Origin of the sequence: Acinetobacter nosocomialis, assembly GCF_041021905.1 — a bacterium.
Classification (GTDB): Bacteria; Pseudomonadota; Gammaproteobacteria; order Pseudomonadales; family Moraxellaceae; genus Acinetobacter; species Acinetobacter nosocomialis.
The window spans coordinates 1,446,624-1,458,745 of the sequence record NZ_CP157432.1; the positions used below are offsets into that span (position 1 = coordinate 1,446,624).

The window sequence follows — 12,122 nt, forward strand, 5'->3', positions numbered from 1 at the left end:
GAATTAAAAGGATAAGCAAATGCGTTTTTTATCGGTAAACGCCGATTGTTTTCTAATTGAGCTTGCGAGCTTAGAGGAAACTTTGGCGTTGTACAATAAATTGCAAAATACGCAATTGAATGGAATTAAAGACTTAGTCCCTGCTGCAAAAACAATTTTGGTTTTTTTTAATGAGATCGAAACCAATTTTAAAACGCTAGTTGCTTCAATTCAGAGCCTCAAAGTTGATTCTGGATTTGAGCGTAGCGGCCAAGAAGTGATTGTGCCGATTTGCTATAACGGCGAAGACCTTGCGCAGGTTGCTGAGTTGCAAGGTTTATCTGTTGCCGATGTGATTAGAAAACATCACCAAAGCGTGTGGAATGTGGCTTTTATTGGTTTTGCACCGGGCTTTGCGTATATGAGTAGTCCCGATAAGCCTTTTACTGATATTCCGCGCTTAACGGTTCCACGTAAAAAAATACCGTCAGGCTCTTTAGGCTTGGCTGGAAAATACTCTGGTATTTACCCAAAAGACAGTCCAGGTGGCTGGCAGCTGATTGGTACAACAACAGAAAAAATGTGGGATTTAGAGCGTAAAAATCCTGCATTGCTGTTACCGGGCATGACTGTACATTTTGAGGATGTTACGCATAACCCAACAACAGTGAATGTGCTGGAGCAAATTACGCGTAAGGTGGAGACTAAACAATCTGTGCCACTATTTACGATTACTGCGCCAAGTTTGCAGATGCTCATTCAAGATGAAGGGCGTTTAAACCAGACCAATATTGGTGTTGGCGTAGCGGGAGCAATGGATTTATCTGCCATGCATAGTGCCAACCGTATTGTGGGTAACCCAACTGATACACCCGTTATTGAAGTTTTAAATGGTGGGCTAAAAGCCAAAATGCAGCATGCGGGTGTTATTGCAGTTACTGGGGCAAATTCAAACATTCGAGTGAAATTTGCTGATGGTCAAACCGCAGACTTTGCAAGCTATCAGCCGATTGATTTGGATGAAGGCGATGAATTTCAAATTCTGCCACCGACAGTAGGCTTAAGAAACTATCTGGCAGTTCGCGGTGGTATAGACGTTGAACCAGTACTTAATAGTGCTTCGTTTGACAGCTTGGCGGTGTTAGGACCAGAGCCTTTAAAGCTCGGAGATACCATTTATCAAGGACATGTGAAAGCAGCCAACATTAGTGTAAATGAAGTGGGCAAAAGCGATTTGCCACGAGCTGGTGAAATGGTTGAGCTAGATATTGTGATGGGGCCACGCACAGACTGGTTCGAACAAGACAGTATTGAACTGCTCTGTCAGCAAGAATGGCTCGTGACCAATGAAAGCAACCGAGTTGGGCTAAGGCTTTCAGGTGAACAGCCCCTAACTCGCAAAATTACCCATGAACTGGAAAGTGAAGGCACTTGCATTGGTGCATTACAGATTCCACCGAGTGGTCAGCCCGTTTTATTTATGAATGATCACCCTTTAACGGGCGGATATCCGGTCATTGCCTCTGTTGCTAAACACCATTGGGACTTGGTGGCACAGATTCCGGCAGGTTGCCACATCAAATTTAAAAAAATTGCCGAATTTACAGATTTTGAGAATGAATGATGAATACAGAAAAATTATTGATTGCTAATCGTGGTGAAATTGCTGTTCGTATTATCCATGCTTGCCGTGATATGGGAATTTTATCGGTCGCGTTATATGCAGATGACGACATTGGCAGCATGCATGTCGAACTTGCAGATGAAGCATGGGGCTTGGCTGGTGCGACTGCCAGTGAAACCTATTTAAATATTCCAGCCATTATTGAAGTTGCAAAAAAATCGAAAGCAACCATGGTTCATCCGGGTTATGGCTTTTTATCTGAACGTGCTGAGTTTGCCCAAGCCGTGATTGATGCGGGCTTAAAATGGGTAGGGCCATCACCAAGTGCCATTGAAAAACTAGGCGATAAAATCGAAGCACGTAAAATTGCAGCTTCAGTTGGTGCACCTTTGGTTCAGGGTACGCAAGACCCACTCAATAATGCAGAGGAAGCTTTAGAGTTTGCTAAACAATATGGTTTACCAATTGCCATTAAAGCGGCGTTTGGTGGCGGTGGCCGCGGCTTAAAAGTTGCGTGGAAACTCGAAGAAGTCAAAGAGCTTTATGAGTCGGCAGTACGTGAAGCAAAAGCTGCCTTTGGCCGTGGTGAATGTTTTGTCGAGCAATATTTAGATAAGCCACGCCATGTAGAAGCGCAAGTCATAGCCGACCAACATGGCAATATTGTCGTGCTTGGTACACGTGATTGCTCGTTGCAACGCCGTAACCAAAAGTTAGTCGAAGAAGCGCCAGTGCCATTTATTAGCGATGAGATTTATCAACAAATTTTAAGCTCGGCAAAAAATATTTGTCAGGCGGCAAACTATGTGGGTGCGGGAACAGTTGAATATTTACTGAGCCGTGACGGTAAGCTTTCATTCTTAGAAGTAAATACGCGCTTGCAAGTAGAACACCCAGTGACCGAAGAAACTTCAAAAGTCGATTTGGTGGTTGAGCAAATTCGCGTGGCACAGGGCCATGAGCTTTCTATTAAAGAAACACCAAAAGCACAAGGCCATGCCATTGAGTTTCGTATTAATGCCGAGGACCCAGCTCGCGGGTTTATTCCTGCCTTTGGCGTGTTGAGTTTGTTTGAAGCGCCGTTTGGTAACGGGGTACGAGTTGATACAGGTGTTCGAACTGGATCATTGGTGTCTAGTCATTTTGATTCACTCATGGCAAAACTGATTGTGACGGGTCCAACCCGAGAAGTTGCAATTGCTCGTGCTAAACGTGCTTTGCAGCAATTTAAAATTGAAGGTGTGGCTTCAGTTTTAGACTTCCACCGTGCGGTACTTAATGAACCTGACTTTACAAATGAATTTAATGTACATACGCGTTGGATTGAAAATGACTTTAAGCAAGAGTTAAAGCCAACCAAACGTGGTATTCCAAATCATCAACAACCGATGTTACTCAGCTACATTGAAATTGATGGCAAGTTACACCGTTTAGGTTTACCTGCGGGTATGTTTGCACAAGGCCCAGTAATCGCAGCTCAAGCGCAGATTGCCGAGCCAGAAGTCAGTGCCGAGCATTTACTTGCGCCTATTAATGGTGTGATTAGTGCTTGGAAAGTGGAAAATGGTGAGCAAGTGACAGAAGGCCAAGTAGTTGCCATTATGGAAGCCATGAAAATGGAAGTTCAGGTACTTGCACACCGGAGTGGTGTTATTCAGATTAGTGCAGAGAAGGGCGCAACCTGCCATGCTGAAACCATGATTGCCAGTATTAATTAAAATTTGAATAGGTTATTTGGTCTGATAATGTTTTTAGCTTGATCAGGTCAAATCGAGTGCTTATTAATTAACTCAATCAGGCATATTTTAGGTTTTCATTAACCATTTTCAACTTGAAAGCCAGAACGGGTTATGAGATATTTGTCACAGATTAGTGGTATAAATATTGATCACTGTATTTGAAGCTCGCTTATGCGAGCTTTAATTTTTAGCCCAGTTTAAGCATTTCTCACTTAATGAACTGGCAGCATAAAAAAAATTTGAGAATTTGGCACTCACTCACAGGCGAATTGAAGAAAGCGAATGAAAATTCTACCTTCATCTGAATATGATCAAATTCTAAAATACAGTGTCTATTGGCTCGTCATATCAATTGTGATTGGAGTCGTTGCCGGGCTGGCATCCACTCTAATCTTTGTGGCTTTTGATATTTCAAACAAAGTCCGCAGTCTGCATCACTGGCTCATCTACTTTCTGCCTTTTGTGGGCTTTGGTATTGGTTATCTCATTAAAAAATATGGTTCGCCGATTGAACGGGGAACTCATTTACTCATAGATGAGATTCATCAACCCAAATCGTTTATTCCAAAACGAATGAGTCCTATCATTTTTATTACCTCAATTTTAACGCAGTTGTTTGGTGGATCAGCAGGGCGTGAGGCGCCAGCAGTTCAGCTTTCGGGTGCCTTAATTGACCATTTAAGCTATATATTAAAAATCTCGGAAGACAACCGAAAAATCTGTTTAATCGCCAGTATTGGCGCGGGCTTTGCTGGGGTGTTTGGCCTGCCTTTGGCGGGTGCAATTTATGGTTTAGAAATTACCGCTTTAGGTAATTTAAGATACTCAGCTATTTTTCCATGTTTTGTGTCGGCGCTGATTGCTTCGACCATTCCTGAGCTATTCGATATAGTTCATCCACATGTTTTTTACGTCATAAGTGAGTTTCCAGCCATTCATTTTGGCACGCTCATGAGCTTAATTGCAGCGGGGTTAGTATTTGGCTTTGCTGCACGTTTCTTTATTGCTGCCATTCATTTGGCAAGTGATCTATTTTATAAATACATTCGCTATTTGCCATTAAGAACAATGGTAGGCGGTATTATCATTATGCTACTTACGCTGTTTACTGCACATCAGCAGTACAACGGTTTAGGTACAGATAAAATCATTGCATCTTTTTATGTGCCGATTGAGTTTTACGACTTTTTTAACAAGACTGTATTTACCGCCATCACTTTAGGTTCAGGCTTTAAAGGTGGTGAAATTACGCCATTGTTTTATGTTGGTGCGACATTAGGTAATGCTTTAGGAGCGGTTTTAAACCTACCACTCTCATTACTTGCTGGCTTGGGTTTGGTCAGTCTGTTTTCAGGGGCAAGTAAGGCACCGTTAACCTCAATTATTTTAGCTGTTGAGTTATTTGGAATGAATGTTGCGACTTATGCCATTATTACTTGTTTATTAGCAGCGCTATTTTCTGGAAATTGTGGGTTGTATCGACGTAAAAAGTTGATGGATTAGTGAGTAGTTTACATGGGGCTTGATTGGGGGGAATCTAATCAGCTCATTTTTGACATTGTATCTAATAATAACTTTTGATTCGAACTTAAAATTCAATTTTCGACGCTTTTTTGCTTGAATTTAATGAATTTTTTAAGCTATATGTTTTATAGTTTGATAACATATTCGTGCAATATCTAAGCATTTTTAAGAATTCAATAACTTAAAATGACTGAATTTTAATTTAAAAAAATAAAGGGGTTATTATGTTTAGTAAAGGGTCAGAATGGAGAAAGTGGGATCTACATGTACATACGCCTGAATCTCTTGATCATAAATATGGAGATAATTGTGAAGCTACTTGGGAAAAATATCTAACAGATTTAGAAAACCTACCTGATTCCTTCAAAGTATTAGGCATTAACGATTATTTTTTTATTGATGGATATGAACGTATTCTACAAGAAAAAGCTAAAGGGCGATTGCAGAATATTGATTTGATTTTACCAGTTGTGGAGTTCAGATTACAGGAATTTGCTGGCGTTCAATTTGGAAAGTTAAACCGTATAAATCTTCATGTTATTTTTGCAGATGAAAAAGTTTTACCTTTAGATCAGATAAAATCACAGTTTTTAAATACATTACAAGCTAAATACATTTTAGAGAAAGAGCAGTCCCCTTGGAATTATAGTGTTACACGAGAATCAGTAGAACTTCTTGGGAAATCTATTAAGAAAAATGTACCTGAGAATCAATTAAGTAATTATGGTTCAGATTTAATTGAAGGTTTTAATAATCTAAATTTAAGTCTTGAATCAATTGTTTCAAGTTTAGATAAAAGTTGTTTTAAGGGTAAGTACTTAATTGCTATTGGAAAAACTGAATGGGATCAGCTTAAGTGGACAGATGGTTCTATAGCGGTTAAAAAAAGTTTAATTAATAATGCACATATTGTTTTTACCTCAGCAGAATCATATGAAACGTTCAATAATGCTAAACAAAAGCTAAAGCAGAATGGTGTCAATGATTTATTATTAGATTGCAGCGATGCTCATAATTTTTCAGATAAAACAAGTGACAAAGATAGAATCGGAAATTGTTTCACATGGATAAAAGCTGATCCGACTTTTGCGGGTTTAGTACAAGCCACATTAGAACCCCAAAATAGAATTTATATTGGTGAATTGCCAGAAAAAGAATTAGTTAAACAGGGTAAAGGCAGTTACTTCATTGATAAAATCGAAATTTCAAAAAAATCTTCTGCATCTAGTGATCATACTTGGCTTGATGGAACAAACCTTAAACTTAGCCATGATCTTGTAGCAATAATTGGAAAAAAAGGTAGTGGAAAGAGCGCCTTGGCTGACGTGATTTCCCTTCTAGGTAATTCTAAGTCGAGTAGTAAATTCTTTTCATTCCTAAAAGATGGTCGGTTCAAAGGTAAAGGCGGATTTGCATCAGATTTTGAAGCAAGCATAACATGGTTGAATGGTACAAAAGAATGTCAATCATTAGATTCAAGTGTCGACCATGGAAAAGCAGAAAGAGTCCGTTATATTCCACAGGTATATTTTGAAAAACTTTGTAATCCTGATCAGGGGGATAAAGAATTTCAAAATGAACTCAATTCAGTAATATTTTCTTACTTGTCTGAAGAGGATAGAAATGGGTGTACATCTCTTGACTCATTAATTAAGTTCAAAGAAAGTGCTTTAAATGATCAATTATCTTCACTCAGACTTGTTCTAAGTAAGTTAAATACAGAGATTGAAGACTTAGAATTTCAAGCACAAGCAGGTGTTAGGAATATTTTAGAAAGTAAAAGACAATTAAAGTTACAGGAATTGCAAGATCATGAATCAATTAAGCCTATTGAAGTTGAATCTCCAAGTGAAGTGCTTACACCAGAACAACAGTCTTTAAAGACAAAGATGGATGCTAATAATTCACGCCAGATTGAATTATTGGATGAAGTGAAAAAACTCAACGAATTAATTGTTGAGAATCAAAGAAAGATTTTTCTTGCTAAACAAATTTTTGATAAATCTAAATTTTTAAAAGAACAGGTTCAAACATTTAAAGACCAAATTAGTGAAAGTTTAAAAGTTTTATCTATTGAAAATGATATTGTTACATTTGACATCGATACAACGAAAATTGTGGAATTAATTGAGAGTTTAAATGTAAAAAATACAGAAAATTCTCTCAGAATTGTTGATTTAGAAAAAGAAATTGAAACTTGTAGTGACGTAGTTAAAACTGTTCGAGGACAACTATCTGAGCCATTGCAAAAATATAATGAATATTTGGAGAACTTAAAAAAATGGGATAATAAGAAATTGGAATTAAAGGGAGACAATTCGTCCCAAGACTCTTTACTTGGAATTCAATATCAACTAGAACTAATAGAAAAATTGCCTCAGCGGTTAATTCAAAAAAGGCTTGAGAGAAAAGATATTTCAATCAAAATATTTGAAGTTTTGGAAAGTAAAAAGCTTATACGGGAATCTCTCTATGGACCAGTGCAACAGGCTATCGAGAAAAATAAGTTTATTAATGAGAAAAATAAATTTGAGTTTGTATCAAAACTGAACTTCTCAACTGAACATTTTCAGGATGAATTAACAAACTTAATCATGCAACGTAGGTTAGAGTTTACACCCGATAATATTAAAAAAACTTTAGAGGAATTATCTAAGCATGATGATCTTGAGACGAAGGAAGGATGTATTAATTTTATTGAAAAACTTATTGGAAAGTTAGAAGAAGTAAATGGTGCTACTGGTATAGGGGATATGGTGAGAAAAAATACAACACCTAAAGATGTTTATGATTTTATCTATAGTTTAGATTTCATAAAATCTAAGTACTCTTTACGCTTTCAGAATGCCGAGGTAGAAAAATTATCTCCTGGTCAACGTGGGGCATTATTACTGATATTCTATTTATTAGTAGATCAAGATAAGACGCCAATTATCCTAGACCAACCAGAAGAAAATTTGGATAATGATACTGTAGTAAATTCTTTGGTCCCAATTTTGAATGAGGCTAAAAAAACCAGACAAATAATAATGGTTACTCACAATCCGAATCTTGCAATTGTTTGTGATGCTGAACAAATTATTTACACAGATTTTTATAGAGAAGATAATTTTTCGATTAATTATACCTCTGGTTCGATAGAGAGTTATGATTTAAATCAACATGCTGTGAATATATTGGAAGGAACATTGGAAGCATTCAATAATAGACGAAGTAAATATTTCGCCTAATTGTTTGCATGATACTTTAACTAGTAAAAATTCTTTTAATCTATAATAGTTGTCTGTTAAAAAGCCTCTTCAAAGGGGCTTTTAATTATTTCTTTTGCTCTATCACTTTCATTTGAAAGTAATTGATTAGTTTTCTTTACACATAACAGATTTTTACATCCGTACTAGTTCTTCTCTATTTGCTTTTGTCCAAGTCTTTCTATTTATACGCTTAAAGAGGTGGTCCCACATGTTTGAACAACTAAAAGCTTATTTATAAGTGATACTCTGCTCTAGTTAAGCTACCTTATTTTGTTGTGGTAGCTGGTCATAGTAAAACTCATCTGGAGTCATTTTGTCCAGACTCGAATGAGGTCGTTTCAAATTATAAAATTCAAAATATGCGTTTAATTGCTTCTTCGCATCCAAAACATTGCTGTAGGCTTTGAGATACACCTCTTCATATTTAACGCTCCGCCATAATCGTTCAACCATCACATTATCAACCCATCGACCTTTACCATCCATGCTGATTTGGATGTCATTTGATTTCAATACATCAATAAATGCATCACTGGTAAACTGACTGCCTTGGTCTGTATTAAATATTTCAGGTCGACCATATTTTTCAATAGCTTCATTTAATGTTTCTATGCAAAATGTAACCTCCATACTAATCGATACTCTATGCGCAAGTACCTTGCGGCTATGCCAATCAATCACAGCACATAAATAAACAAAGCCTTTTGCCATAGGGATATACGTTATATCCGTAGACCACACTTGATTACTGCGCTGAATAGCCAATCCTTTGAGCAGATATGGATATTTGCGGTGAGCTTGATTAGCCTGGCTTAAATTTGGTTTGCAATATAACGCATTAATGCCCATTTTCTTCATTAAAGTACGTGTATGACGTCGTCCTATATGATGTCCTTGACGATTCAACAAATCACGCATCATACGGCTACCTGCAAAAGGGTATTGCATATGTAACTCATCCATACACCGCATCAGCTTCAGATCTGATGCACTCACAGGTTTTGGGCGATAGTAATAACAACCACGGGAGACTTTCAGCAGCTGAGCTTGCTTAGATACTGAAATCTGAAGTGAGTCATCGATTAACTTTTGTGGTTGAAGCGGCCCAGTTTCTTCAACACACCTTCTAAAAAATCAATTTCTAATGCCTGCTCACCGATTTTTGCATGTAGTTTTTTTAGATCGATGGGTGGTTCTGTTGGAGCTTTTGATTGATCGAAAGCTTGCGAGGAAGCTGAAAAGAGGTGGATCAGGAAATTTGAACAACACTTATAAGTGATATTTTGCTCCCCAAATGATGTTATAAACATCAATATATGGAGTATTTTATGGCACGTAGACCAAGAAGAAATCATTCAAATGATTTTAAAGCTAAGGTAGCACTTGCTGCGATTAAAGCAGAAAAAACACTTGCTGAATTGAGTGCTGAATTTGATGTTCATCAAAACCAAATTATCGACTGGAAAAATCAACTGATTTCAGCTTCCTCGCAAGCTTTCGATCAATCAAAAGCTCCAACAGAACCACCCATCGATCTAAAAAAACTACATGCAAAAATCGGTGAGCAGGCATTAGAAATTGATTTTTTAGAAGGTGTGTTGAAGAAACTGGGCCGCTTCAACCACAAAAGTTAATCGATGACTCACTTCAGATTTCAGTATCTAAGCAAGCTCAGCTGCTGAAAGTCTCCCGTGGTTGTTATTACTATCGCCCAAAACCTGTGAGTGCATCAGATCTGAAGCTGATGCGCTGTATGGATGAGTTACATATGCAATACCCTTTTGCAGGTAGCCGTATGATGCGTGATTTGTTGAATCGTCAAGGACATCATATAGGACGACGTCATACACGTACTTTAATGAAGAAAATGGGCATTAATGCGTTATATTGCAAACCAAATTTAAGCCAGGCTAATCAAGCTCACCGCAAATATCCATATCTGCTCAAAGGATTGGCTATTCAGCGCAGTAATCAAGTGTGGTCTACGGATATAACGTATATCCCTATGGCAAAAGGCTTTGTTTATTTATGTGCTGTGATTGATTGGCATAGCCGCAAGGTACTTGCGCATAGAGTATCGATTAGTATGGAGGTTACATTTTGCATAGAAACATTAAATGAAGCTATTGAAAAATATGGTCGACCTGAAATATTTAATACAGACCAAGGCAGTCAGTTTACCAGTGATGCATTTATTGATGTATTGAAATCAAATGACATCCAAATCAGCATGGATGGTAAAGGTCGATGGGTTGATAATGTGATGGTTGAACGATTATGGCGGAGCGTTAAATATGAAGAGGTGTATCTCAAAGCCTACAGCAATGTTTTGGATGCGAAGAAGCAATTAAACGCATATTTTGAATTTTATAATTTGAAACGACCTCATTCGAGTCTGGACAAAATGACTCCAGATGAGTTTTACTATGACCAGCTACCACAACAAAATAAGGTAGCTTAACTAGAGCAGAGTATCACTTATAAATAAGCTTTTAGTTGTTCAAACATGTGGGACCACCTCTGAAATCAGTTGATTTTTCCAGTCGATAATTTGGTTTTGATGAACATCAAATTCAGCACTCAATTCAGCAAGTGTTTTTTCTGCTTTAATCGCAGCAAGTGCTACCTTAGCTTTAAAATCATTTGAATGATTTCTTCTTGGTCTACGTGCCATAAAATACTCCATATATTGATGTTTATAACATCATTTGGGGAGCAAAATATCACTTATAAGTGTTGTTCAAATTTCCTGATCCACCTCTTAAAGACTTTATAAACTGGTTTAATAAATTAATTCTAAATATAAAAACTAAATTATTTGCCCTTTCTTTTTAATGATCTACTTTAATACAAATGTCATTTCCTACGCTTGACGACAAGAAAAGCGAATACTATCCTTTGCGGGCTGGCCTACATTGCCAGTTGGTTTTAGCAGACCATCAGCCAAAGTACACGAAAAAGTCTAACTTTTTTGTGGAAATCCCTGCGTGCCCCCTCTGCGGCGGAACGGGAGGGGGACACCTTCGGGTGTGCTGGATTCTTTGGCTCCAGTCTGCTAACCCTCTTTCGTTTCGCCACCATTATTTAGCAGTAATGCGGTGAAACTTCTTTTATAGCCAAAGGAGTTCGCTCATGCGTACAAATTCTTCTCAATTTTTGGCCTTTGCCAAAATCTCTCTATTTATACCGTTTAAATACTCTCTAAATCGGTTTAATCGACTCTAGGTTTTCTACACCTTAAGAATCGTTACGACTCAAAAATCATAGCAACAATAAACCTGAGATAGGCGAGCACACCTTTATTGTGCCGCTTTTGCATGCCCGTTTTTAGCACTCAATTTAAGAGTGACGGCATTTCTATCTCTTTTACATACAACAAAAAATTATTTTAAACGGTATAACTATGCCAAATTTAGAAGCTTCATTTAGAGCACTCAGAGTGCTTCATACAGCAAAAGATTTATTTATGGAGTATGGATTTCACAAAGTCGGTGTTGACCGAATTATTGCCGAATCCAAAGTGAATAAAGCCACGTTTTATAAGCATTTTCATTCAAAAGAAAGGTTCATTGAAATGTGCTTAACCTTTCAAAAAGATGGGTTAAAAGAAGAGGTGTTATCTATTATTCATTCATATCGTGAACTTATGGTATTTGATAAGCTAAGAAAAATATTTTATCTCCATGCCAACCTCGAAGGGCTGTACCGTTTGCCCTTTAAGGCCATTTTGGAGATTGAAAAGTTTTATCCAACTGCTTACAGAGTGGTGGTGGATTATAGAAACTGGTTAGTGACCCAAATACATGGCCTACTTTTAACCATCAAACCCACAGCTTTAATGGAAGATGCTCACATGTTTTTGTTTGTGATTGATGGAGCAATGGTTCAGCTTTTAAGTAAAGAGGAAACAGATGAACGAGATAAATTATTAGAATATTTTTTAATAACCCTATCTTAGTATTCAATCTAAAATAAGAAAGCCCATCATTGGGCTTTCTTATGGTA

General features: G+C 37.4%; 6 protein-coding genes and 2 pseudogenes. 6 read left to right on the plus strand and 2 right to left on the minus strand.

The window, feature by feature from the left end; translation table 11 throughout:
- Positions 1 to 19: 19 nt before the first annotated feature.
- From ABLC00_RS06660 to ABLC00_RS06675, 4 genes are all read left to right on the plus strand, one after another.
- Positions 20 to 1,603 carry an urea amidolyase family protein gene (locus ABLC00_RS06660; protein WP_033846118.1) on the plus strand — a complete coding sequence of 528 codons (1,584 nt, stop codon included), beginning with the start codon at positions 20 to 22 and terminating at the stop codon, positions 1,601 to 1,603.
- On the plus strand, positions 1,603 to 3,321 hold the full coding sequence (locus tag ABLC00_RS06665; RefSeq protein WP_033846262.1) for a biotin carboxylase N-terminal domain-containing protein: 1,719 nt from the start codon (positions 1,603 to 1,605) through the stop codon (positions 3,319 to 3,321). The genes ABLC00_RS06660 and ABLC00_RS06665 overlap by 1 nt, the downstream gene beginning before the upstream one ends.
- Positions 3,322 to 3,624: 303 nt before the next feature.
- A complete protein-coding gene (locus ABLC00_RS06670; protein ID WP_033846117.1) occupies positions 3,625 to 4,845 on the plus strand; it encodes a chloride channel protein in 1,221 nt (406 codons plus the stop codon).
- 245 nt (positions 4,846 to 5,090) lie between these two features.
- Positions 5,091 to 8,096 carry a TrlF family AAA-like ATPase gene (locus tag ABLC00_RS06675; RefSeq protein WP_049082713.1) on the plus strand — a complete coding sequence of 1,002 codons (3,006 nt, stop codon included), beginning with the start codon at positions 5,091 to 5,093 and terminating at the stop codon, positions 8,094 to 8,096.
- Between the two features lie 276 nt (positions 8,097 to 8,372).
- Here ABLC00_RS06675 and ABLC00_RS06680 read toward each other — a convergent pair.
- Positions 8,373 to 9,355, minus strand: a pseudogene (locus tag ABLC00_RS06680) (IS3 family transposase); the annotation flags it as partial.
- Between the two features lie 90 nt (positions 9,356 to 9,445).
- On the opposite strand from ABLC00_RS06680, the gene ABLC00_RS06685 reads away from it, so the two are divergent.
- Positions 9,446 to 10,578, plus strand: a protein-coding gene (locus ABLC00_RS06685) for an IS3 family transposase (RefSeq protein WP_225367773.1) whose coding sequence is annotated in 2 segments (ribosomal slippage) — positions 9,446 to 9,698 and positions 9,698 to 10,578 — 1,134 coding nt in all. Because the reading frame shifts where the segments join, the coding sequence is not laid out codon by codon here.
- Positions 10,579 to 10,641: 63 nt separating this feature from the next.
- On the opposite strand, the pseudogene ABLC00_RS06690 reads toward ABLC00_RS06685, so the two are convergent.
- A pseudogene (locus tag ABLC00_RS06690) lies at positions 10,642 to 10,791 on the minus strand (transposase); the annotation flags it as partial.
- A gap of 729 nt (positions 10,792 to 11,520) precedes the next feature.
- Here ABLC00_RS06690 and ABLC00_RS06695 point away from each other — a divergent pair.
- On the plus strand, positions 11,521 to 12,075 hold the full coding sequence (locus ABLC00_RS06695; RefSeq protein WP_004709592.1) for a TetR/AcrR family transcriptional regulator: 555 nt from the start codon (positions 11,521 to 11,523) through the stop codon (positions 12,073 to 12,075).
- Positions 12,076 to 12,122 lie beyond the last annotated feature (47 nt).